We start from the raw sequence: 21,978 nt of genomic DNA on the forward strand, positions 1-21,978 counted from the left end.
TCACTGTCGTCGAGCCTCACGAATGCATGCCGTCACGGTCGATGATCGCGGCTTCCGACCGGGTCGAGTCGATCGCCCGGAACCTCACCAAGGGCCGGTCGGCCTCGGTCGTCGACGGAGGAGCGACGAAGGCGAAGGACATGACGAGGTCATGCGGATCGACCGAACCGTCGGAGACGATCCGGGGTTCGGATTCCACCACGGGGTAGAGCACCAGCGCACCTCGACGCGGTCGGACATGCTGTTCGACCGTCGCGTTTCCGATCAGGTTCGTGGCCCCCGCCAGGCGCTTCGTCGCCGCAACGTGTTTGGGGTCACGGATCGCGCTGAACAGAGGCCCGCGCCGGCGCTTGCGGCGGGCGAGGGAGAAGGGGCCGTGCCCCAGGATACGCGCCTCGCTCCGGTGGGCGGATGTCTGCATCGGGGCGATCACGATCCAGTCGTCGATCGTGCCTGGCTCCCGTCCCGCGTCCACAAGGAACTCCAGGTGGGGCGAGAACTGCTCCGGAACGGACCAGCGCAGGTCGCACAGCACTGTGAGCAGATCCTCATGCGACACCGTACCCACCCGCGCTCGGTACTGCGAGGAGCCGTTCACGGAGAGTGACACGGGGGCGTGCGAGAGCGCCCGCAGGACCGGTGCCCAGCACTCCGTGTTGTGGCGCAGGGCGTCGGGATCCTCGGGGTAGGCCGTGAGCTCCTGCCAGACGCCCGGGGACCGCACCTCGACCAACTCCGCATTGAACATCTTGTTCCGAGCCGACGGTTTCACCCACGGCAGGTGTTGCGCCACCAGAGGCGGAATCTGGGCCGGGGTCACCTGGGGGCGGCCGTCCACCAAAGGGGCGTAGCGGGCCAGTTCGGTGCGGAAGAGTTCCTCGTCACGGCAGATCGCCTCGAATGCCTCGTACAGATCGACCGTCTTCGCCGCGCGACCTTTGCCGAGCTGCTCCTCGCGGCCGATGTACAGCCGCACCAAGTCCCGGTAACCAGGTCGGAAGCCGAACCAGCGGCCCATCTGCATCAGGGTGTCGGCCTGCTGCGTCGTGCGACGGTAATACGTGATCGTCAGGCCCTCGACGGTGAAGCCCCGGGACAGCTTGGTGCCGCCGACGAGGATCTTCCAGACATTCGGGGTGCGGTCGAAGTCGAGGTCCGGTTGGGCGTAGTCGCGCTCGCTCTCTCCGTTGACCACGATGACGGGGCTGCCGCCCTTGTTGATGAGGCGGCGGGCCTCATGGACGTACGGCTTCAGGTCCGTGTACGTGGTCGGAGCGGGCAGCAGGCCGTCCGCGTGAGTGTGGAAGTCCTTGTCGAAGAGGGCTGCCAGGCGTGTGTGGCCCTCCGGGCCCGTGTACGCGGCGTTGCGCCACATGGTCTCGATGCGCTCGGCGAGTGCGGCGTGCTCGGCCATGCGGACCGATTCGTGCACAAGCATCGTGTGGTGCCGGAACGGGCCGGCGGGGACGCCGTGATCAGCGCGGTAGAGCTTCAGAGCGCCCGTGAGCACGAAGGCGTCCAGGGCCTCCCGGAGTCGGTCGCCTGTGGAGTCGTAGATACCTCGGACATGCTTCTTCTCGGCCTCGCCTTCGCCGCCGTCGACCGTGTCCAGGTCATGGAAGTCCTGAACCCCCATGTAGCCGGTGGGACGGGGGAGTGAGATCAGGAAGTCGCGCGGGAACAGGTCCTCCTCGTCGCCCGGGTCGATGAACACATTGGCGAAAGGAGTCGCGGTGTAGCCCACGTACTGGGCACGAGGCAGCAGCTTGAGGAGCTTACTGATCTGGCCGTTGATCGCGGTGCGCGTGACCTTGCCGGCCTCCCACTTCTTCGGGTCCGTCGTGTTCACCGACGCCTGGTCCGACTCGTCGTCGATGATCAGAGCCGGTATCTCACCGAGGATCGGGCCGATCTTCTTGAGGTCCTTGACCAGCTTCTCCAGCACCGACTTGTTCTTCTTCACGACCATGACGCGGGCACGGGCCGCATGCAGGTTCGCCGGGTCGCACAGAGGGCGGGTGCGGTCCGGCTTCTCGAACTCCAGGGCGCTGATTCCGCGCTCCAGGGCCATGTAGTCACGGTCGCGGGAGGTCAGACGCTCGATGTCGAAGGCGCCGAGCGCGGAGGGGCGGGCGCCGAACGAGACGAACTTCGCGGGCCAGTCCTCGTCGTCCTGGTAGTCGATGCCGATCAGGGCGTCCGGGTCGTTCGGGTCGGCGGAGCCCAGGATGTTCTCCTGGCCGATCAACTCCATGTCGATACGGCGCTGGGTCTGGCCACGCAGCAGGTTCAGGGTGCCGCCCAGAACGATGACCAGGCGGTAGCCCGCGTCGATGGCCTTGGCGATGACGCCGGTGAAGTTGGCGGTCTTGCCGGACTGAACGTAGCCGACGACGAGCCCACGCGCACCGTAGGGTTCGTCACGAGTGGGGTCGGCAAGTCGTTCCACGACCGCATGGGTGGACTCGTCCAGACCGGCGACCGCCGTGTCGCTCCAGCCCTTGTGTCGCAGCAGCCGCTCGTACGAAGTCCAGTAGAAGGAGCGGTTCGCCGCATGCTCACGGGTGTACCAGGGCTGGAACTCGCGGCTGATGGTGACGGGACCTGGTTCCCTGTGGACCGGGACGGCCGCGTCGAGCGCTTTGCGCAGATCCGCGCCGAAGGCGAGCTTGTCGTATATCTCGGTACGGCGCTCCGGCGTGCGAGGCGCGGTGGTCGACCATGTGGGGGACTGCTCGAAGTCCCATGCCGTGAGTTTGCGGCGCCAGAGGGCGAGCAGTTCGTCGCCAGGGTCCGCGCCCAGGACGCGGTCGTGGAACCGGGGCATGTCCGTGTCCGACGGTTCGTCGGCGTCGGAGAGCGCGAAGGCGAGCTTGGTGAAGTGTTTGGGGCCGCGCCGGCTCATCGCGTCCAGGACCTCGCCGTGGAGGTCGGTGAGGCGGTCAGGAGTAGGCGTGTTCTCGACGGTCACGGCGGCTGGGTGGCCTCTCTGGTGTGCGGGAATGTGTGAGGAGAGGGTCGACTAGTCCTCGGCGCGGTCGAGTTCGGCCCGTACTGCGGTGACGAGCACGCTGTTCCACAGGGCGACCTTGTCGGTCTGATTGGCCCAGACCCGCTCCTTCTGGAAGATCTCGTTGAGCATCAGGTACAGAAGACTCTTGAGAACCGGGGCGTCGTTGGAGCCCCCGCGGCGGCCACTGTTGAACGCGTGCCGGTAGTCCTTGTTGAGGATGACCCGGCGTTCCTTGTGGTCGATCGTGAAGAGCAGGTCGGCGGCGTCGACGCCTTGCGGCACATCGAGCTTGGCCCAGGTGAATGTGATGGGGTCATCGCCCTCCAGCTGCGGCAGTTCGTCCCGTAGAGTCCGCTTCAGTTTCGGGTCGATGCCCTTGCCGGGTGGGATGACGGCCAGGCGCTTGACCTCGGTGCGTCGCTTGGAGGCTTCGCGGTAGGTCGCCTCGGCCTCACGAACGTATTCAGCGAAGATGTGACCAGTGGTGGGGTCTGCTGCCTCCTCCAGCCCTCGGGCGAATGCAGGGGTGACCTGAACACCGTCCTTCTTGACGGTCAGAGCGAACACATCGTTCGGCTCCGGCGGCAGATCCACGGAGATCCTCGCGAGGGCGAGGTGGCCTTCCGGGCTGCGGGTGTCGTTCCAACCGCCGGCCTGGACGAGGCGGTCGTTGCGGTACAGGTAGAAGCCCTGACGTTCGGCGAGCGGGCCGATGCCTCGATAGGCGACCAGCGGAGACTTGGGAGGCCATATGTGTGCGGTGAGGGTGACGTCGCCGACGCCTTCGACAGGCGCGACATACGTACGGGGATAACCAGGGCGGCCCGGGAGTCGGTAGCCGAACGGGTCGATGTGCTCCACGCCCCGATGGTCCAGTTCCTCCCGGGTGTGGATGTTCTCGACGACGATGTCCACATGGAAGTCATCGCGGGCGAGGAAGCGGTGGAGGTAGAGACCGAGGTGGGTTTCGAGCCGTTCGATCGCGTCGTTGAGGTAGCGGTCGGTCTGACCGACGGTGATGGTCTCGAATGCGCGGACCTGGTCCCAGCGCACGATCGTGCCGTGCCAGCCGATGATCCCGTCGTAGCGGTCGACGAGGCTCTGACAGTACGCCGCATCGACGATGTCACAGGTGAAGTCGGCTTGTGCGCGGGCGGTGAGCCAGCGGCGGCCGGCCGACGGGCTGCGCTTGGTCCGGCTGATCACGGTGAGCGCATCGGCGTGCGAGAGGGAGGCGGCCTTCAACCCGGTGCCGAAGTGCCCGAGGGCACCGGTGGCGTAGTTCTGGCGCCCGCCGACGGTCATCGCCGTGTCCAGGCCCGCCTCGTCCATGCCATGCCCGTCGTCGATGACGAGCAGGCCCACGAGGCGGTCTCGTCCGCCGCGCTCGCCGGTGTCCCGCAGGAAGCTGACGACGACGTTGTGGGCTCCTGCGTCGATCGAGTTGTCGATCAGATCGGCGATGGCCGCCTCGAAGCCGTAGCCCTGGTGAGCGAGCGATTCGAACGACCTGGCCGCTGGGGGTAGCCGTTTGCTTCCACTGGTGGGCACGTCGAACTGCCAGTGCGAAGAGCGCTGGTGGGGCGGCATTCAGGTCTTCCTCGCGGGCCGGGACATGCCTGGGATGCGTTCGGGCATGCCAGTGGAGCTGGTCGCATGTGACGTTAGCGTGAGCAGGATGTGAGGGAGCAGCGGGTGCTGAACAAATACGCTCGACGCCGCCGTTCTCAGGCTTTCGGGGCGCCGTGACAGTCCCCGTAGACGCGCCCAGCCCCACACCAACACCCCGCCCCCTTTTCCGGCGGCCACCCCACAGCCCGCCCCCGCGCAGCCAGCGTCGTCGCGTACTGCGGTAGCAGTGTGGGGTCCGTCGGAGGGGTGCCCTCGGATGCGGCGAAGGCCTCGTACGACGGGACCGTGCCCGTGACGATGCCCAGGTTGGGAGTGCCGGACGCGGACAGTTCGCGGAGCGAGGACTCTATGGTCGTCAGGTGGTCGGCGTGGGACGGGTACTCCGTGGACAGGGTCGGGTACGTCGACAGGAGTTCCGACAGTTCCGGGGCCGGCCAGTGGAGGACCGCCACCGGGAACGGGCGGGAGAGGGCCTCCCGGTAGGCGCCCAGTTCCGCTCGGAGGCGGGAGATCTCCGCTTCCAGTTCCGCCGGGTTGTCCGAGCCCAGGGACCACACCCGCTTCGGGTCGTGCAGCTCGTCCAGGGTGACCGGGGACGTGTGGAGGGTGTCCGCCAGGGTGTCCCAGTCGTCGTGCGGCAGGCCCCGCATGCGGCGGACGCGGTGGCGGCCGTAGAGGAGGGGGTGGGTGGAGGGGGCGGGCTCCGCGGAGTCCGGCAACAGGAGGCTCGCGCCCTCCGTGAAGGTCTCCTCCGCCGCCTCCAGCTCGTCGTGGGACTCCAGGGCCTCCGCCACGATCACCCAGGGGGCCGGGTCCCGCGGGGCCGTGGTGCGGATGCCCTCGATGATCGCCCTCGCCTCCGCCTCGTGGCCGTACTCCCAGAGGTTCGAGGCCTTCAGGGCGCGGACCAGGGCAGCGTTGTCCAGTCGTTCGGCGGACGACAGCAGGCGGTCGTAGAGGGTCGTCGCGGCGGGGCGGTCGCCGGACAGTTCCAGGTGGGCCGCCGCCCGGAGGAGGAGGGTCTCCGTGTCCTCGGGGTACAGGCCGGCGGTCCGCTCCAGGCGTGCCGCTTCGGCGGTGTGGTCGACATTCTCGGCAGGCGTGTCGGGGCGCATGGGGGACACGGTACTGCCGGGCGGTGGCGAATGTGAGGCGCGGTGGAGGCCGCAACGGCCACAACGGGGACCGGTATGTTCTGTGCCGACGTCTATGCGCGGGGGCGGTATGCAGAAGGCTGGTGGGCTCGTCGAGGCCCGGGTGGAGGGGGAGAGCGCGGACGGTCGGGCGGTCGTTCCCGGAGAGGGAGGTGAGCCGCCTCGGTACTGGGCCCTGCTGCTGGTCGCCGCCGCCGTCGTGCCCGGTGCCCTTCTCGTCCTCCTCGGGCGGTGGGGTGACGCCCCGGCCGTGCAGGCGTGGCGGACCGTGTGTCTGGCCGTCACCGTGCAGGCCCTGCCCTTCCTGCTGCTCGGCACCGCGCTGTCCGGCGCGATCAACGCCTTCGTGCCGGAGCGGGTGTTCCGCAGGATCCTGCCGCGGCGGCCCGTCCTCGCCGTTCCCGTGGCCGGGGTCGCGGGGGTCGTGCTGCCGGGGTGCGAGTGCGCCTCCGTGCCGGTCGCGGGCAGTCTCATCGGGCGCGGGGTGCCCCCGGCCGCCGCGTTCGCGTTCCTGCTCTCCGCGCCCGCGATCAATCCCGTCGTGCTCACCGCCACCGCCATCGCGTTCCCCGGGAACCCGGCCATGGTGCTCGCCCGGCTGCTCGCCTCCCTCGCCACCGCCGTCGTCATGGGCTGGCTGTGGCTCCGGTTCGGGCGGGCCGAGTGGCTGCGGCCCGTCGTACGGCACACCGGGCACCGGGACGGGCACAGCCGGTGGGACGCGTTCCGGACCGGCTTCCAGCACGACTTCCTGCACGCCGGCGGGTTCCTCGTCGTCGGGGCCATGGCCGCGGCCACCTTCAATGTCGCCGTTCCGCGCTCCGTGCTCGACACCTTCGCCGCCACGCCCTGGCTGTCCGTGCTCTTCCTCGCCGGGCTCGCCGTGCTGCTCGCGGTGTGCTCCGAGGCCGACGCCTTCCTGGCGGCCTCGCTGACCGGGTTCCCGCCCGTCGCCCGGCTGGCGTTCATGGTGGTGGGGCCCATGGTCGACCTGAAGCTCATCGCCCTGCAGGCGGGGACCTTCGGGCGGGCCTTCGCGGTGCGGTTCTCCGCCGCCACCGTCGTCGTGGCCGTCGCGTGCAGCGCGCTGATCGGTGGAGGGTTGCTGTGAAACGGTCGCTTCAGGCGGGGCTGCTCGTCCTCTTCGGGCTCGGCCTGCTGCACGTCTCCCTCTTCACCGACCTCTGCCTGCGGTACGTCAAGGAGGGCATGCGGCCCCTGCTCATCGCCTCCGGGGTCGTACTGATCCTGCTGGGGGTCGCCGGAGCCCTCCTCGACAGGGGAAAGGCGACCGAGGAGCACCACGGCCACTCCGGTCTGCCCCGCGTCTCCTGGCTGCTGCTCCTCCCCGCCCTCAGCCTGCTCTTCTACGCCCCGCCCGCCCTCGGCGCCTACACCGCCGCCCGGCAGCCGCCCAGACCCGTCACGCACACGGACGACTTCGAGCCGCTGCCGCGCACCTCGCCCCTCCCCATGACCCTCTCCGACTTCACCAGCCGGGTGCGGGAGGACCGGGGGCAGGCCATCCAGGGGCGCACCGTCCGGATGACCGGGTTCGTCACCCCCGGGGACGGCGGAAGCTGGGAGCTGACCCGGCTGATCCTCAACTGCTGCGCCGCCGACGCCCAGTCCGTGAAGGTACGGATCTACGGCGGCCCCGCGCTGCCCGCCGACACGTGGGTGACGGTCACCGGGACCTGGCACCCGGGCGGGACCCTGGGCACCGGCTCCGCGGCGGTCGCGCTGGACGCCCGTACCGTCACGAAGGTCGCCCGGCCCGTGAACGGCTACCAGGACGCCCTGCCGCTGGGCTGAACCGGCGCCTCACACGGTGACGCCGTCGATCTGCAGGGTCTGCACCGACTTCGCCGCGAAGGGCACGGACACCGACTTTCCGCTCAGGTAGGTGTCCGACCTCGCCGTGTACAGGTCGCCGCCGCCCGTCGTGACCGTGTTCCAGCGGGGGACCAGGCCGCCCGGGCCGCCGGTCACGGCGGAGAAGCGGGAGAGGTCGAAGGTCAGGGTCTGCGCGGAGGCGGAGGTGTTCGCCGCGACGATCACCAGGCGTTTCGCCGTACGGTCCAGGGCCGCCGCCGCATGGCTCACGCCCGTGTCCAGGATCGTCATGCCCGGGCGGATGTGCCGGGTGAACTGGGCCAGGACGTAGTACTTGGTCTGGATCGCGCCCGGCTGGAGCGTGCCCGGGTCGTAGGCGATCGCCGCCCAGCCGGCGCTCGGGTCCATCACCTGCCAGTACACCCAGGCCGTGGGGTGCAGCCAGCGGAAGTCGTAGAGGAGGTTGCTCGCCGTCGTCAGGCCCGTGGCGTCGCTGTCGCCGGTCTCCGAGTTCCACAGGGCCTTGCCGGCCGTGGTCACCACGTCCGTGTAGAGCAGGTCCCGGCGGCCCCCGGAACCCTGGTAGCCGTGCACGTTGACCCGGTCGACGTAGCCCTTCGTCGTGGCGGAGAAGGAGCTCCAGGTGGTGCGGGCCAGGTCGTAGCTCGTCTCGTCCGACGCGGAGATCCGCGTGCCGGTCAGTCCGCGCTTGTCCAGCTCGCTGCGCAGGTACGGCAGTACGGCCGCCTGTGTGCTCGCGTCGATGTGGCAGCCCTCCTGGGTGCCGGTCGCCGTCCACCAGGACGAGGAGGGTTCGTTGAAGGCCTCCACCGTCGAGAAGGTCACGCCCCAGTGCTGCTTGGCGTAGAGGGCGACGGCGGCCAGGTGGGAGGCGTGCTGGCGGTGGTTCCAGGACTGGAGGTTGTTTCCGCCGCCGGCCGCGCCGGACGGGTTGTGGTTGGCGCACATCCACCACATGGGGGAGTTGGCGAAGAGCTCGGAGACCGCGCCGCGCTGGGTGGCCTTGACGAGCATGGCCCGCTGGGTCGCGTCCGCCGTCCACTTCCAGGCGGCGGAGGCCGGGTCCTCGTTCGTCCAGTCCTGCCAGTAGCCCTCGATCTGCTTGTAGGAGGGGATGTTGGGGGAGACGGCCATCGACTCGCCGTTCACGCTGTTCCAGCTGCACGCGCCCAGGTTGTAGCGGGCGATGTTCAGGCCGAGGCCGGGCAGTGACGTGCCGTTGTACGTCGTGTTCCTGGTCGTGAAGAAGATGTCGGCGAAGTCGTCCCGGGCGCCGAAGACATTGGCCCACCAGGCCAGGGAGGTGCCCCAGCCCTCCCAGGTGCCGTACGTCGTGGACGGGTTGACGGTGGTCGTCGCGTCCGCCCTCGCCGTGCCCGTGGCCAGCGCGCTGCCGAGGAGCCCGCCGCCCGCGGCGGCCAGCAGTGTTCTGCGTCGGATCATGGGTGCGTTCGCTGCCTCTCCGTGCCCGCCGGTATGCCAACAGGAAGCATCGGGGTGCCGGACGGCGTTGTCGAGGGTTGTGACGGCCCTTTCTCAAACCAGTTGAGAAAGCTCGGTTCCGGGGTCTGTGCCCTTCTGTCTCTGGCCAGTTGAGGGCGCTGCGCCTATCGTGCGGGCGGCTCCGGTGGAGGTGGCGCGGATGCGGGCTGCGGCGGGCGTGCGGGTCGTACGGCACAGGGACCGGCGCCGGCGCGCCCGGCGCCGGCGGGTGCTGTGGGGCGGGGGCGAGGTGCTCGTCACGGCCGGCCTCGTCCTTCTGCTGCTGGTCGTGCACCAGTTGTGGTGGACCAACCGGGAGGCCCGGCGCGGGGCCGAGCGGAAGGTGGCGGCGCTGGAGCGGGAGTGGGGCGGCAGCGGTACGACGACCACCGGCGGCGGCCCTTCCCGCGGGTCCGGTACGGCGGCCTCCGCCGCGGAACCGGCCACCCCCGGCAACTCCCGTGCGCCACAGCGCCCGTACACCCCCGCGACCACGCCTCCGCCCCGGCGGTCCCAGGCGTACGCCGTGCTCACCGTCCCCCGGCTGAACCTGCGCGTCCCCGTCGCCGAGGGTGTGAGCAAGGCGGACGTGCTGAACAAGGGGTACGTCGGGCACTACCCCGGGACCGGGCAGCCGGGGCAGGCCGGGAACTTCGCGCTCGCCGGGCACCGGAACACGCACGGCGAGCCGTTCCGGTACCTGCCCCGGCTGCGGCGCGGGGACGCCGTCGAGGTGGAGACGCGCTCGGCGACGTACACGTACGACGTCGACCAGGTGCTGCCGCGGACGTCGGCGGCGGACTCGGGGGTCGTCCGGCCGGTCCCGCGCTCGCTCGCACGGCCCGGGTACGGCTACGACGAGCCCGGCTACTACCTCACCCTGACCACCTGCACCCCCGAGTTCACCTCCCGGTACCGGCTGGTGGTGTGGGCCAGGCTGGCGTCCGTGCGGCCGAGGTGAGCCCGGAGCACCGGCTCACCTCGCCCGCTCCCGCAGCCCCAGCACGCTCGCCGCCCCGACCGCCGCCAGACCCGCCGACACCAGCAGCGCGACGTTCGCGCCCCGGGCGATGTCGCCGGCCGACGTGGCGAGGGCGATGGTCAGGGCCACACCGGCACAGGAGCCGATGTAGCGGAAGGTCTGCTGGGCGCCGGAGCCCATCGCGGCCCGCTCGGGCGGGACCGACTCGACGGCGAGCAGCGGCAGCGCGCCGTTCAGCAGGCCGCTGCCGATGCCGCCGACGATCATGCCGGGCAGCAGGCGGGTCCAGGAGCCGGAGCCGATGGCGCCGAGCATGGTCACGACGGCGACCGTGTGCAGGGCGAAGCCGAGGGCGAGCTGGGTGCGCGGGGCGACGCGGCCGGCCAGGTGCTTGACCTGGAGGGCGACGGCGAAGCTCAGGCCGGACCAGAGCAGGAACAGCCAGGCCGTGGCGAGCGGGGAGAGCCGCAGCGCCTGCTGGAGCAGGGCCGGCAGGAAGCTGAACATGCCGATCACGGCCAGGCCGGTGAACAGGCCGCCCGCGGAGGAGGCCAGGAAGGGGGCGTGGCGCAGCAGCCCGAGGTCGATCATCGGGGTGCCGGTCCGGCGCTCCACGGCGACGAACACGGCGACGAGGACGACGGCCGCCGCGAGCAGCAGGCCGACCGGGGTGCGCAGCCAGCCGTCCCGGCCCAGGGTCAGGGCGGCGACCAGGGCCACCAGGGCCAGCCCGAAGGTGAGCGCGCCGAGCACGTCCGGCCGGCCGCCGCGCGGGGCGCGGGACTCGGCGAGCGCCCGGGTGCCGAGCGCGGCCACGACGAGGGCGGCGGCGCCCAGGACGCCGTAGGCGATGCGCCAGTTCGGCAGGGCGCCGGCGAGCAGCGGGCCCACGGCGATGCCGCCGCTGACGAAGGCGCCCCACACGCCGGTGGCGTGCAGCCGGCCGCGCGGGCTGGGGAAGGCGTGCACGATCAGGCCCAGGCTGCTGGCCAGCAGGGCCGCGCTGGCCGCGCCCTGGGCGATGCGGGCCAGGGTGAACTGCCAGGTCGACGTCGTGAACGCGCCGAGGGCGGTGGTGAGGCCGAGGGCCAGGGTGCCGGCCAGGAAGAGCCGGCGGCGGCCGTAGTCGTCGGCGAGGCTGCCGGCCACCAGGAGGAGGGCGGCGAGGCCGAGGGGCGTGCCGTTGAGCAGCCAGGCCTGGGCGGAGAGCGGGGTGTGCAGGGCTGCCGCGGTGTCCGGCAGCGTGACCATCGGGGCCGTGTACGTCATGAGGGCGACGGCGGTGGCCGCGCTGGTCAGGGCGAGGGTGGCGCGGGGGCGCGCGGGGGCGTCCCGCGGGGTGGCGTCGCGTACGGCCGCGGGGGTGGTGACGGAGTCGAGCCGGGTCAGCCGGGTCATGGCCTGTCCTGTCCTTCCGGGCCCCGGTCCGGTCCGCCGGGGCCTGCGGCATTCGGTTCGGTCATTGAACCGACCTGTCTCCGCCACCGTAACACTGTCGGTTCGTTCGCTGAACCCACCCGTGGTGCGTGGTTACAGTGGACGGCATGGCACTGGGCAAGGACTACGTGACGCAGGAGTGCTCGATCGCCCGCGCACTGGAGGTCGTCGGCGAGCGATGGACGCTGCTCGTCGTCCGCGACGCGATCTACGGCGTCCGGCGCTACAACGACTTCCTCGGCCACCTCGGCATCCCGCGCGCCGTCCTCTCCGCCCGGCTCCGCACGCTCACCGAGGAAGGGATCCTGGAGAAGCGCCGCTACCAGGAGTCACCACCCCGGGACGAGTACGTCATCACCGAGCGCGGCGCCGCCCTCTGGCCCGCGCTGCGCGCCCTCGGCCAGTGGGGGCGCGAGCACGTCGACGGGAGCCGGCTGCGCTCCTTCCGGCACGTGGACTGCGGCGGGAACGTCGAGCCGTACGGAAAGTGCGCGGCCTGCGGAACTCTCGTGCCGGTCGCGGACGTTGTGATGGTGCCGGGGCCGGAACTCGACTCCGCGCCGACGGATCCGGTCAGCAGGGCGCTGCTGCGGCCCAAGCGGCTGCTGGAGCCCCTGGAGATCGATCCGGTGCAACCGGCATACTGACAGCACGTCACGGGGAAGGGGGGAGCGTCGATGGGCATGCGCAGCCGTGTCGCCCCGCGTCCGCTCGCCCTCCTGCTGCTCCTGGCGCAGCTGCTGCTGCTCCAGGCCGCCCTCCTCGGCGCCGGCGGCCTCAGCACCGCCGTGGCCCTCGCCGCGACCGCCACCGCCGCCGCCACGCTCGCCGCCTGCGCCCTGCTGACCGCGCGCAGCGTGCCCGCCGTACCCCCCACCCGCGTCCGCACGGCGATACGCGACCGGGCCCGCCGTACGGCCTTCCTGCCCCAACGCGATCCCGACGCGCCCGGCCGGCGGCGGCCCAGAGCACCCGGACCCGCCGCTCCGGCGACCGCCGCGTAGGGCACGCTCCGCACACGTCCGTGCGTGACCCCGCGCGGGTCGTCATGCCGATTCCCCGTCATTGCCAGTCGCTCCCGTTCATCTGATGTCCGGTGACGTCCGACGACGTCCGCTGACATCCGGTGACGTCCGGTCGCTTCTGGCTGCTTCCGGCACGACGAGACCCCCGGAGGGCTCACCCATGTCCGTCTTCGCCTCCCTGGTCGAGCAGCTCGCCGACCTGCTGGCCCCGCTCTTCCACGCCTCCGCGGCAGCCGCCGCGATCGTCCTGTTCACCGCGCTCGTACGACTCCTCGTCCACCCGCTGTCCCGGGCCGCCGCCCGCGGCAGGAAGGCCCAGGCCGCGCTCCAGCCGAGAATCGCCGACCTGCGCAAGAAGCACGCCAAGGATCCGCAGCGGCTCCAGCGGGCGGTGCTGGAACTGCACGCCGAGGAGAAGGTCTCCCCGCTCGCCGGCTGCCTGCCCAGCCTGCTCCAGCTGCCCGCCTTCTTCCTGCTCTACCACCTCTTCTCCAGCACCTCGATCGGCGGCGAGAGCAACGGCCTGCTCGACCACCGGCTGTTCGCGGCACCGCTCGGCGGACGCTGGAGCGACGCGCTCAGCGACGGCGGGATGTTCGGCCCGGCCGGGCTGGTCTACCTCGGCCTCTTCGCCCTCGCCGCGGCCGTCGCCACCGTCAACCAGCTCCGCGCCCGGCGGACCATGGCCCGGCAGCCCGCCCCGCTCCCCGCCGGGGACCAGGTGCCCGGCCTCGGCGCGATCACCCGGGTCACCCCGTTCCTGTCCTACTTCACGATCGTCACGGTGGCGGTCGTCCCGCTGGCCGCCGCGCTGTACGTCGTCACCAGCACGGCCTGGAGCGCGGCGGAGCAGACCCTGCTGTACCGCTGAGCCGTGCCTGCCGTACCGCTGAGCGGTCATGGTTACGGTCCAGTCCGTGAACAGGGTCTTGCGGAGTGGACGGGGGAATTGGAGGATCGGCCAGTCCTCCGATGGCTGCACCCATCGGCCGGGCGCCCCGCGATCGAGGGAGATGGTGACCATGAAGCTGCTGCGAGTCGGTACGGCAGGGGCGGAGCGCCCCGCGCTGCTCGACGCCGAGGGGACGCTGCGGGACCTGTCGGGCCTCGTGGACGACATCGACGGCACGCTCCTCGCCGACGACAGCGCGCTCGACCGGGTACGGGCGGCGGCCGAGGCCGGTGAACTGCCCGCGCTGGACCCGGCCGGCCTGCGGATCGGGCCCCCGCTCGGCCGCATCGGCAAGGTCGTGTGCATCGGGCTCAACTACCACGACCACGCCCGCGAGACCGGCGTCGAGGCGCCCCCCGAGCCGGTGGTCTTCCTCAAGGCGCCGGACACCGTCATCGGACCGAACGACACGGTGCTGGTGCCGCGCGGCTCGGTGAAGACCGACTGGGAGGTCGAACTCGCGGTCGTCATCGGCCGTACGGCCCGCTACCTGGACTCGGCGGAGGAGGGCCTCGCGCACGTCGCCGGGTACGCGGTGGCGCACGACGTCTCCGAGCGGGAGTTCCAGATCGAGCGGGGCGGAACCTGGGACAAGGGCAAGAACTGCGAGACGTTCAACCCGCTGGGACCGTGGCTGGTGACGGCCGACGAGGTGCCGGACCCGCAGCGGCTGTCTCTGCGGCTGTGGGTGAACGGGGAGTTGAAGCAGGACGGCACGACGGCCGAGCAGATCTTCTCCGTGGGGGAGGTCGTGCGGTACCTCAGCCGGTTCATGACGCTGTACCCCGGGGATGTCATCAACACAGGCACGCCGGCGGGGGTGGCCATGGGCCGGCCGGAGCCGAAGCCGTACCTGCGGGCCGGGGACGTCGTCGAGCTGGAGATCGGGGGGCTCGGCCGGCAGCGGCAGGAGCTCAAGGACGCGTAAGGGCGGAGCCGCACAGCGAACACGGCCCCGCGCCCCTCGCGTAGGACCGCTCACCCGAGCAGAGAGGCCAGCCTGCGCCATTCCTTCCTCGGGAGGGTGTCGCCTGTGCCGCCGTTCACCACCTGGAGGGCCACATGGTCGGCGCCCGCCTCGTGGAAGGCGGTGATCCGGTCGCGGATCCGGTTCTCGTCGCCCCAGGCGAAGACCGCGTCGACGAGGTGGTTGCTGCCGCCGTCGGCGATGTCGGCCTCCGTGAAGCCCAGGCGGAGGAAGTTGTCCGTGTAGTTGGGGAATTCCAGGTAGCGGGACAGGAAGGCGCGGGCCGTGTCCCGGGCGCGGGCCGGGTCGTCCTCCAGGACCACCTTGAACTCGGGGGCGAGCAGGGGCCCTTCGCCGAGGATCTCGCGGGCCCGGGCGGTGTGCTCGGGCGTGACCAGATAGGGGATCGCGCCCGCCGCGCGGTCGCGGGCGAGGCCCAGCATCCGGGGGCCCAGTGCGGCGAGCACACGACGGTCGGCGGGGACGCCCGCCGTGTCCAGCTCGTCGAGGTAGCCGGTCATGGCCGCGTACGGGCGGCTGTAGTCCTTGACCAGGGGGCCGTGGCTCACGCCGAGGCCCAGCACGAAGCGGCCGGGATGCGCCGCCTCCACCTCGGCGAAGCCGGCCGCCGTCGTGGCCGCGTCCTGCTGCCAGACGCTCTGGATGCTGGTGCCGACGGTGAGGCGTCGCGTCGCCCCGATGAGCGGGGCCGCGTGGGCCGCCGTGCTGTTGCCGCCCAACCAGACGGCACCGAACCCGAGTTCCTCCAGTTCGGCCGCGGCCTCGTCCAGTTCGCCGCGCCGGGCCGGGTCCTCCGAGCGCAGCTCGAAGCTCCAGACGCCGTACCGGCCGACGGTCTCCTTCAGTGAGGTGGTCATCGGGGGGATCCCTCCGGTTGGTGGGCTGTGCCGTGATCATCACGTCTTCCGTCCCTGCCAACCGGAGGGCCGCCCGGTTTGATTCCCCCCGTTCCCTCAGCCGGCCGAACGGCCGAGGAACTCCTCCAGCGCCTCCACCACGAACCGGTGGTCCTGGAGCTGGGGCAGGCCGGAGACGGTCACCGCGCCGATCACGCCGACGCCCTCGACGGTGATCGGGAAGGAGCCGCCGTGCGCCGCGTAGGTGTCCGGGTCGAGGCGGGAGGAGTCCTCGAACGTGGTGCCCTTGGCGCGGAAGCGGGCGCCGACCAGGTAGGAGGCGGCGCCGTAGCGCTCCACCACCCGGCGCTTGCGGCCGATCCAGGCGTCGTTGTCCGGGGTGGAGCCCGGCAGGGCGGCGTGGAACAGCTGCTGGCCGGCCCGGTGGATGTCGATGGCGACCGGCGCCTGCCGCTCCCGGGCCAGCTCGACCAGCAGGGAGCCGAGCGCCCAGGCGTCCTCGTGGGTGAACTGCCGGAAGAAGAGACGGCGTTGCTGCGCCTCCAGTTCCTCGACGGTCGGGGTCAGCTCGGGGGTGGTCCCGGGGGTGATCTGGGGCATCAGAGGGTCACCGTCACCTTGTCGCGGGCGGACCTGCGGGCCGCTTCCAGTACGTCGAGCGCGGCAGCCGCCTCCAGGGCGGTCACCGGGTTGGGGCCCGTGCCGCGCAGGGCGGCGGCGACGGCCGCGTAGTAGGAGGGGTAGTCGCCGGCGAGGGTCGGTACGGGGGTGCCGGCACCGGTCAGCGGGGACTCTCCCGAGCCGATACGGCCCCACAGGGACTCGTCCTCCGCTCCCCAGCCGGCGGTGGTGCCGGGGCGGACGCCCTCGCGCAGGGCCGCTTCCTGCGGGTCGAGGCCGTACTTGACGTAGCCCGCGCGGGAGCCGAGGACCCGGAAGCGGGGGCCGAGCTGGGCGGCCGTCGCGGAGACATAGAGATGGGAGCGGACGCCGCCGGCGTGGGTGAGCGCGATGAAGGTGTCGTCGTCGGTCGCGGCGCCGGGGCGGCGGACGTCCGTCTCGGCGTAGACCTCGGTCGCCGGGCCGAAGAGGACCAGGGCCTGGTCGACGACGTGACTGCCGAGGTCGTAGAGCAGACCTCCGATCTCTGCGGGGTCGCCGGACTCGCGCCAGCCGCCCTTGGGCTCGGGGCGCCAGCGCTCGAAGCGGGACTCGAAGCGCCATACGTCACCCAGGTCGCCCTGGGAGATCAGCCGGCGGAGGGTCAGGAAGTCGTTGTCCCAGCGGCGGTTCTGGAAGACCGAGAGGAGCAGGCCGCGCTCGTCGGCGAGGGCGGCGAGGTCGCGGGCCTCGGCGGCGGTGCCGGCGACCGGCTTGTCCACGACCACCGGCAGGCCCGCCTTGAGGGCGGCCGTGGCCAGCGGGACATGCGTCTTGTTGGGGGAGGCGATGACGAGCAGGTCCAGTTCGGCCGCGCGGTCGAACAGCTCCTCGGGGGTGGCGGCGAGCGTCACGTCCGGGAACTCGGCGCGGGCCTGCTGCTGCCGCTCCGGGCGGGAGGTGACCACGGTGTCCAGGGCGAGGCCCTCGGTGGCGGCGATCAGCGGGGCGTGGAAGACGGAGCCGGCGAGGCCGTAGCCGATCAGGCCGACGCGGAGGGGAGTAGCAGTCATGCCCTCCACTTTGGCAACGCTGTTGCGAAAGTGCAAGCGGTGGAGAGAATGGGGGCGTGAACAGGACGAAGAGCGGCGGCGGGCCGGTGGGGGCGAATCTCCTCGCGGTGCGCAGTCACAACACCGCGCTGGTGCTGGACCTGCTGCGGGCGGCCGGCGCGGAGGGCATCAGCCGGCTCGAACTGGCCGAGCGGACCGGGCTGACCCCGCAGGCCGTCAGCAAGATCACCGCGCGGCTGCGGGAGGCGGGCCTCGCGGCGGAGGCCGGGCGGCGGGCGTCGACCGGGGGCAAGCCGCGCACCGTGCTGCGGCTGGTGCCGGAGGCCGGGCACGCGGTCGGGGTGCATCTGGACCGGGACGAGCTGCGGGCCGTACTGGTGGATCTCGACGGGACCGTGGTCGGGGAGCGGCGCCGGGCGGTGGACCTGGGGGCCGGGGCGGAGGCCGTCCTGGGCGTCGTGGCCGAGACGGTCGAGGCGCTGGTGGCGGAGGTCCTGGGAGGCCAGGGGCTCTCCGGTGCCGGTTCGCTGCTCGGGGTGGGAGTCGCCCTGCCGGGTCCTCTCGACCACACGCGCGGGGTACTGCACCGGGTCACCGGGTTTCCCGAGTGGGCGGGGTTCCCGCTGCGGGACGCGCTGGCCGAGCGGCTGGCCGTGCCGGTGGTGGTGGACAAGGACACCAACGCGGCGGCGCTCGGGCTGTCGGTGGCGGGCGAGCGCGGATCCTTCGCGTACCTGCACCTCGGTACGGGGCTGGGGGCCGGGTTGGTGATCGGCGGGAGCGTGCATCGGGGGGCGCGGACCGGGGCGGGGGAGTTCGGGCATCAGGTGGTCCAGCTGGACGGGCCGGCGTGCGGGTGCGGGAACCGGGGGTGCGTGGAGGTGCTGTGCCTCGGGGCGGTCGGCCGGGGGGATGTGGAGGAGGCCGCGCGGGTGCTGGGGGTGGGGGCCGGGAACCTGGTGGGGCTGCTGGACATCGACCTGGTGCTGCTCGGGGGCCGGACGGTCGCCGCGGCGCCGGAGGCGTTCGTGCGGGGGGTCGCGGAGGTGCTCGCGGCCCGGGCGCGGAGGGAGGGGGTGCTCGGGGGGACGGTGCCGGTGCGGGTGGCGCCCGGCGGGGAGCGTGTGGTGGCGGAGGGGGCCGCGCAGCTGCTGCTGGCTCCGCTGTTCGGGCGGGCGGACGGGTGAGCGGGGAGGTGTCCGACGCCGGGTGCGCGAGCGTCCGCTGATCGAGCGGATTCGCCCCCGCCCCGGAGTAGCCCCCCAAGCCGCCACGCCCCTCCGGCGTGATCCTGTGTTCATGCGTCTGTGCACGTCCCTGCCCCTCTGTCTCGCCGCGGCCGCCGCTCTCGTTCCCGTGTCGTCGGGCGCCGCCCACGGGGACACGGCTTCCTGTACGGCGCCCGGTGGCCGTGCCTTTCCGCTGACCACCCGGATCCACGGCGGGCCCGGCTCGTACGAGGCGGGCGGCGGCTACGGCACCTGGTACATCGACCTCACCAACACCACCGGCCGGACCTGCACCGGCGTCCACCCGGTCGTCGTCCTCGTCGACGAAAAGCGCACCCTGAAGCCGTCCCAGCCCCAGCTGGACTTCTACGAGGGCTCCCGCGCCCGGCCGGTCACCTTCACCGGCACCGACGCGCAGGAGCTGGTCGGCGTGCTCGACGCGGAGGGGTTCGACGGATTCACTGTGGCGCCCGGGAAGACCGTGACGGTCAAGGTCAGGCTCTCGCTCACCTCCGACGCCACACCCGACCAGGTCACCGCCAACGCCGCCGTCGTGCAGCGGCGGGGCGACGACGGGGAGTGGGTGGGGGAGTCCAACGCCTACCGCTTCGGGATCGACGAGGAAAAAGAGGAGGACGAGGGAGAGGAGGAGGGGGATACGCAGGACGCGCAGGAGGACATGCAGGAAGCCGCGGGTGTGCCCACGGCCGTCTCCACGAGCGCGCCGCCGACGGCGACCGCCACCACCCCCGCCCCCACAGCCGCCGCTGACGACGTCCCCGACCCCTCCCTCCCCCTCGCCCAGGCGCAGGACGCCGGGGAGAGGGCCCGGGAGCTGGCCCGCACCGGCCCCGGCCTGGCCCACGGACTGCTCGCCGCAGTCGCCGCCGTCCTCACCGTGACCACCGGCGCGTTCCTGCTGTCCCGCAGCCGCCGCTGAGACCCGGACCGCTCCTCCCGTCCCCCGTCTGCGACGATCCCTCCGTGGACTACCCGAACGACCAGGCACCCGGCGCCCCCGTCCGCTCCGGCATTCCCGAGCACGGGCGCATCCCCAAGTACTACGCGGTGAAGGCACGGATCGCCGCGCTGCTGGAGGAGCTGGGGGAGGACAGCGTCATCCCCACCGAGCGGGACCTCGCCGAGCGGTACGACGTCGCTCGCGAGACCGTGCGGCAGGCCGTACGGGAGCTGGTGCTGGAGGGGCGGCTCCGGCGCCGGGGCCGGGGGACGGTCGTCGCCGGGCCCAAGCTGGCCCAGCCGCTGTCCCTCGCCAGCTACACCGAGGGCGTGCGCCGGCAGGGGCGGACGCCCGGCCGTACCCTCGTCACCCTCGACCGGTTCCCGTGCCCGGAGGCGCTCGCCGCCGAGACCGGGCTCACCCGGGGCGAACCCGTCTGGCACCTGGAGCGCGTGCTGCTCGCCGACGACGAGCGGGTGGGTCTGGAGAGCACGTACGTCGCCGTCGAGCGGGTGCCGCGGCTGGGCGGCGACTTCGACCCGGACTCCTCCTTCTACGCCTACCTCAAGGCCCAGGGCATCGCCTTCGGCGACGCCGACGAGCGGATCGAGACCGTGCTGGCCACGCCCCGGGAGGCCCTGCTCATCGGCACCCCGCCGGCCCTGCCGATGCTGCTGATCCACCGGGTGTCCCGGGACGCGGAGGGCCGCCCGCTGGAGCGGGTGCGGTCGCTGTACCGGGGCGACCGGTTCTCCTTCACCACGCACCTCGACGGCTGAGGAACCCACCATGACGACTCTCACGAGCATCACGAAAAGATAACGGGTCTAGCCCAAACGTGATGGGTCGTTCACGCTCTCGTTGTCAGCCGGATGTTTCCGGTTCCCGCATCGCGAGGAGCGTTGCCGCCGTGAGAGTGACAGTCGTCGGAGCAGGCGTGGTGGGCACCATGCACGCCTGGCAAGCAGTGCGGCGCGGCCACCAGGTCGTCCAGATCGAGCGAGAGGCCGAGGCGCGCGGCGCCTCGCTCCGCAACTTCGGGCAGATCTGGGTCAGTGGACGCGCCGGTGGGGAAGAGCTGGCAGCCGCCCTGCGGGCGCGGGAGCTGTGGGAGGAGATCGGCGGCCGGGTCCCGACGCTCGGGTTCCGGGCCATCGGCTCCCTCACGCCCGTCCGCGGCCCGCTCGAACTCGCCGTCGCCGAGGCCGCCCTGGCCCGCCCGGACGCCGCCGCCCGCGGCTACAAGCTGCTCACCCCGGGCGAGGCCCGCGCCGTCAACCCCGCCCTGCGCGGCGACTTCACCGCCGCCCTGTACTGCGAACGGGACGCGGCCGTCGAGCCGCGCACCGCGCAGCTCGCCCTGCGGGCCGAGCTGCTGAAGTCGCCGCACTACACCTTCCTGCCGGGCCGGGAGGTGCGCGAGGTGACCGGCGCCGGCACCGTCCGCGACGACCACGGAGACGTGCACCACGCCGACGCCGTCGTGCTGTGCACCGGCGCCTGGCTCGGCGGGCTCGTCCGTGAACTGGCGGGACCCGACCTCCCCGTGCGCCGCGTCCGCCTGCAGATGATGCAGACCGACCCGCTCGGCGAGCCGCTGACCACCTCGGTCGCCGACGCCGACAGCTTCCGCTACTACCCCGCCTACGCCTCCCCCGCGCTGGACGAGCTGAACGCCCGGCAGCCGCAGCCGGAGACCGCCGCCGCGCACCGGATGCAACTGCTCATGGTGCAGCGCGCCGACGGCGGCCTGACCATCGGCGACACCCACGAGTACGAGCACCCCTTCGCCTTCGACACCGTCGAGGAGCCGTACGAGCACCTCACCGGTGTCGTCGAGTCCTTCCTCGGCCGGCCGCTGCCGCGCGTCCGGCGCCGCTGGGCGGGGGTGTACGCGCAGTGCACCGAGCCCGGCCGGGTGGTGCACCGCGAGCAGGTGCACGAGGGGGTGTGGCTGGTCACCGGGCCCGGCGGGCGCGGCATGACCTGCTCCCCCGCGATAGCCGAGACCACCGCGAACGAACTGGGCTGGTGAGCACCCTCATGACCGACACCGACATCCGACTCGTCGTCCTCGACATGGCCGGCACGACCGTCGCAGACGGCGGCCTGGTCGAGCGTGCCTTCGCCGAGGCCGCCGCCGAGCTGGGCGTCGAGCCCGGCTCCGCCGAGCACGCCCGGCACCTCGCCTACGTCCGCGCCACCATGGGCGAGTCCAAGATCACCGTCTTCCGGCACCTGTTCGGCGACGAGGACCGCGCCCGGCGCGCCAACACCGCCTTCGAGAAGGCGTACGGCGAACTGGTCGGCGCCGGACTGATCGCCCCGGTCCCCGGCGCCCGCGAGGCCGTCGAGGAACTGGCCGGCAGCGGCCGTACCGTCGTCCTGACCACCGGCTTCGCCCGAATCACCCAGGACGCGATCCTGGACGCCCTCGGCTGGCGGGACCTCGTCCCGCTCACCCTGTGCCCGGCGGACGCCGGCGGGCGCGGGCGGCCGTACCCGGACATGGTGCTGGAGGCGTTCGTCCGGACGAAGGCGGCTCAGGACGTACGGCAGGTCGCCGTGGCCGGCGACACGTCGTACGACGTGCTCAGCGGCGTACGCGCCGGAGCGGGGCTGGTCGCCGGTGTCCGTACCGGCGCCCACGGGGACGCGGAGTTCGCCGCCGCCGGTGCCACCCACGTCCTGGACTCCGTCGCCGGCCTGCCGGCCCTGCTCGCCGGAGTCCGCTGA

At 72.2% G+C, this 21,978-nt stretch carries 20 protein-coding genes; 12 read left to right on the forward strand and 8 right to left on the reverse strand.

Annotated features, from left to right (window positions below):
- Positions 1–16 precede the first annotated feature (16 nt).
- The 3 genes from ABZ937_RS09760 to ABZ937_RS09770 all read right to left on the reverse strand — a co-directional run bounded on the left by ABZ937_RS09760 (position 17) and on the right by ABZ937_RS09770 (position 5,760).
- A complete protein-coding gene (locus tag ABZ937_RS09760) occupies positions 17–2,905 on the reverse strand; it encodes a Z1 domain-containing protein (RefSeq protein WP_361688599.1) in 2,889 nt (962 codons plus the stop codon).
- A gap of 117 nt (positions 2,906–3,022) precedes the next feature.
- Entirely contained in the window at positions 3,023–4,603 is a 1,581-nt protein-coding gene (locus ABZ937_RS09765; protein ID WP_361688203.1) for an ATP-binding protein, read from the reverse strand.
- Between the two features lie 137 nt (positions 4,604–4,740).
- Entirely contained in the window at positions 4,741–5,760 is a 1,020-nt protein-coding gene (locus tag ABZ937_RS09770; RefSeq protein WP_361688206.1) for a hypothetical protein, read from the reverse strand.
- Between the two features lie 109 nt (positions 5,761–5,869).
- Here ABZ937_RS09770 and ABZ937_RS09775 point away from each other — a divergent pair, with 109 nt between their 5' ends.
- Together ABZ937_RS09775 and ABZ937_RS09780 are read left to right on the forward strand one after the other, a co-directional pair.
- Positions 5,870–6,910, forward strand: coding sequence for a permease (locus tag ABZ937_RS09775; RefSeq protein WP_361688209.1), 1,041 nt, complete (start codon positions 5,870–5,872; stop codon positions 6,908–6,910).
- Positions 6,907–7,614, forward strand: coding sequence for a TIGR03943 family protein (locus ABZ937_RS09780; protein WP_361688212.1), 708 nt, complete (start codon positions 6,907–6,909; stop codon positions 7,612–7,614). Before ABZ937_RS09775 ends, ABZ937_RS09780 begins: the two co-directional genes overlap by 4 nt.
- A gap of 9 nt (positions 7,615–7,623) precedes the next feature.
- On the opposite strand, the gene ABZ937_RS09785 is transcribed toward ABZ937_RS09780, so the two are convergent.
- Complete coding sequence (locus tag ABZ937_RS09785; protein ID WP_361688215.1) at positions 7,624–9,099, reverse strand: beta-1,6-galactanase; 1,476 nt, start codon at positions 9,097–9,099, stop codon at positions 7,624–7,626.
- A gap of 199 nt (positions 9,100–9,298) precedes the next feature.
- Here ABZ937_RS09785 and ABZ937_RS09790 point away from each other — a divergent pair, with 199 nt between their 5' ends.
- Positions 9,299–10,099, forward strand: a complete 801-nt coding sequence (locus tag ABZ937_RS09790) for a class E sortase (RefSeq protein WP_361688218.1) — start codon at positions 9,299–9,301, stop codon at positions 10,097–10,099.
- Between the two features lie 15 nt (positions 10,100–10,114).
- On the opposite strand, the gene ABZ937_RS09795 is transcribed toward ABZ937_RS09790, so the two are convergent.
- Positions 10,115–11,518 carry an MFS transporter gene (locus ABZ937_RS09795; protein ID WP_361688221.1) on the reverse strand — a complete coding sequence of 468 codons (1,404 nt, stop codon included), beginning with the start codon at positions 11,516–11,518 and terminating at the stop codon, positions 10,115–10,117.
- A gap of 137 nt (positions 11,519–11,655) precedes the next feature.
- Between ABZ937_RS09795 and ABZ937_RS09800 the strand changes: the two genes are divergently transcribed.
- The 4 genes from ABZ937_RS09800 (at position 11,656) to ABZ937_RS09815 (ending at position 14,462) form a co-directional block, all read left to right on the forward strand.
- Complete coding sequence (locus ABZ937_RS09800) at positions 11,656–12,204, forward strand: helix-turn-helix domain-containing protein (protein WP_361688602.1); 549 nt, start codon at positions 11,656–11,658, stop codon at positions 12,202–12,204.
- Positions 12,205–12,240: 36 nt separating this feature from the next.
- Complete coding sequence (locus ABZ937_RS09805; protein WP_361688224.1) at positions 12,241–12,561, forward strand: DUF6412 domain-containing protein; 321 nt, start codon at positions 12,241–12,243, stop codon at positions 12,559–12,561.
- A gap of 181 nt (positions 12,562–12,742) precedes the next feature.
- On the forward strand, positions 12,743–13,453 hold the full coding sequence (locus tag ABZ937_RS09810) for a YidC/Oxa1 family membrane protein insertase (RefSeq protein WP_361688227.1): 711 nt from the start codon (positions 12,743–12,745) through the stop codon (positions 13,451–13,453).
- Positions 13,454–13,604: 151 nt separating this feature from the next.
- Positions 13,605–14,462, forward strand: a complete 858-nt coding sequence (locus tag ABZ937_RS09815) for a fumarylacetoacetate hydrolase family protein (protein WP_361688230.1) — start codon at positions 13,605–13,607, stop codon at positions 14,460–14,462.
- A gap of 50 nt (positions 14,463–14,512) precedes the next feature.
- On the opposite strand, the gene ABZ937_RS09820 is transcribed toward ABZ937_RS09815, so the two are convergent.
- The 3 genes from ABZ937_RS09820 to ABZ937_RS09830 all read right to left on the reverse strand — a co-directional run bounded on the left by ABZ937_RS09820 (position 14,513) and on the right by ABZ937_RS09830 (position 17,052).
- Positions 14,513–15,379, reverse strand: a complete 867-nt coding sequence (locus ABZ937_RS09820; protein ID WP_361688233.1) for an LLM class F420-dependent oxidoreductase — start codon at positions 15,377–15,379, stop codon at positions 14,513–14,515.
- Positions 15,380–15,475: 96 nt separating this feature from the next.
- Positions 15,476–15,979, reverse strand: coding sequence for a heme-degrading domain-containing protein (locus tag ABZ937_RS09825; protein WP_361688236.1), 504 nt, complete (start codon positions 15,977–15,979; stop codon positions 15,476–15,478).
- Complete coding sequence (locus tag ABZ937_RS09830; RefSeq protein ID WP_361688239.1) at positions 15,979–17,052, reverse strand: Gfo/Idh/MocA family oxidoreductase; 1,074 nt, start codon at positions 17,050–17,052, stop codon at positions 15,979–15,981. The genes ABZ937_RS09825 and ABZ937_RS09830 overlap by 1 nt, the downstream gene beginning before the upstream one ends.
- 56 nt (positions 17,053–17,108) lie before the next feature.
- On the opposite strand from ABZ937_RS09830, the gene ABZ937_RS09835 reads away from it, so the two are divergent.
- From ABZ937_RS09835 to ABZ937_RS09855, 5 genes are all read left to right on the forward strand, one after another.
- Positions 17,109–18,239, forward strand: coding sequence for an ROK family transcriptional regulator (locus ABZ937_RS09835; protein ID WP_361688242.1), 1,131 nt, complete (start codon positions 17,109–17,111; stop codon positions 18,237–18,239).
- Positions 18,240–18,345: 106 nt separating this feature from the next.
- Complete coding sequence (locus tag ABZ937_RS09840) at positions 18,346–19,221, forward strand: hypothetical protein (RefSeq protein ID WP_361688245.1); 876 nt, start codon at positions 18,346–18,348, stop codon at positions 19,219–19,221.
- 44 nt (positions 19,222–19,265) lie between these two features.
- A complete protein-coding gene (locus ABZ937_RS09845; protein WP_361688248.1) occupies positions 19,266–20,021 on the forward strand; it encodes a GntR family transcriptional regulator in 756 nt (251 codons plus the stop codon).
- A 131-nt stretch (positions 20,022–20,152) separates the two neighbouring features.
- Complete coding sequence (locus ABZ937_RS09850; RefSeq protein WP_361688251.1) at positions 20,153–21,277, forward strand: TIGR03364 family FAD-dependent oxidoreductase; 1,125 nt, start codon at positions 20,153–20,155, stop codon at positions 21,275–21,277.
- A gap of 8 nt (positions 21,278–21,285) precedes the next feature.
- Positions 21,286–21,978, forward strand: a complete 693-nt coding sequence (locus ABZ937_RS09855) for an HAD family hydrolase (RefSeq protein ID WP_361688253.1) — start codon at positions 21,286–21,288, stop codon at positions 21,976–21,978.

Origin of the sequence: Streptomyces sp. NPDC046727, from assembly GCF_040645635.1 — a bacterium.
In the GTDB taxonomy this organism is placed as follows: Bacteria; Actinomycetota; Actinomycetes; order Streptomycetales; family Streptomycetaceae; genus Streptomyces.

Excerpts from the sequence above, each read along its gene's own strand:
- ABZ937_RS09815 (WP_361688230.1), top strand. The coding sequence starts at position 13,605 with ATGAAGCTGCTGCGAGTCGGTACGGCAGGGGCGGAGCGCCCCGCGCTG.
- ABZ937_RS09830 (WP_361688239.1), bottom strand. The coding sequence starts at position 17,052 with ATGACTGCTACTCCCCTCCGCGTCGGCCTGATCGGCTACGGCCTCGCC.
- ABZ937_RS09775 (WP_361688209.1), top strand. The coding sequence starts at position 5,870 with ATGCAGAAGGCTGGTGGGCTCGTCGAGGCCCGGGTGGAGGGGGAGAGC.
- ABZ937_RS09785 (WP_361688215.1), bottom strand. The coding sequence starts at position 9,099 with ATGATCCGACGCAGAACACTGCTGGCCGCCGCGGGCGGCGGGCTCCTC.
- ABZ937_RS09790 (WP_361688218.1), top strand. The coding sequence starts at position 9,299 with ATGCGGGCTGCGGCGGGCGTGCGGGTCGTACGGCACAGGGACCGGCGC.
- ABZ937_RS09820 (WP_361688233.1), bottom strand. The coding sequence starts at position 15,379 with ATGACCACCTCACTGAAGGAGACCGTCGGCCGGTACGGCGTCTGGAGC.
- ABZ937_RS09805 (WP_361688224.1), top strand. The coding sequence starts at position 12,241 with ATGCGCAGCCGTGTCGCCCCGCGTCCGCTCGCCCTCCTGCTGCTCCTG.
- ABZ937_RS09765 (WP_361688203.1), bottom strand. The coding sequence starts at position 4,603 with ATGCCGCCCCACCAGCGCTCTTCGCACTGGCAGTTCGACGTGCCCACC.
- ABZ937_RS09855 (WP_361688253.1), top strand. The coding sequence starts at position 21,286 with ATGACCGACACCGACATCCGACTCGTCGTCCTCGACATGGCCGGCACG.
- ABZ937_RS09825 (WP_361688236.1), bottom strand. The coding sequence starts at position 15,979 with ATGCCCCAGATCACCCCCGGGACCACCCCCGAGCTGACCCCGACCGTC.
- ABZ937_RS09770 (WP_361688206.1), bottom strand. The coding sequence starts at position 5,760 with ATGCGCCCCGACACGCCTGCCGAGAATGTCGACCACACCGCCGAAGCG.
- ABZ937_RS09760 (WP_361688599.1), bottom strand. The coding sequence starts at position 2,905 with ATGAGCCGGCGCGGCCCCAAACACTTCACCAAGCTCGCCTTCGCGCTC.
- ABZ937_RS09795 (WP_361688221.1), bottom strand. The coding sequence starts at position 11,518 with ATGACCCGGCTGACCCGGCTCGACTCCGTCACCACCCCCGCGGCCGTA.
- ABZ937_RS09810 (WP_361688227.1), top strand. The coding sequence starts at position 12,743 with ATGTCCGTCTTCGCCTCCCTGGTCGAGCAGCTCGCCGACCTGCTGGCC.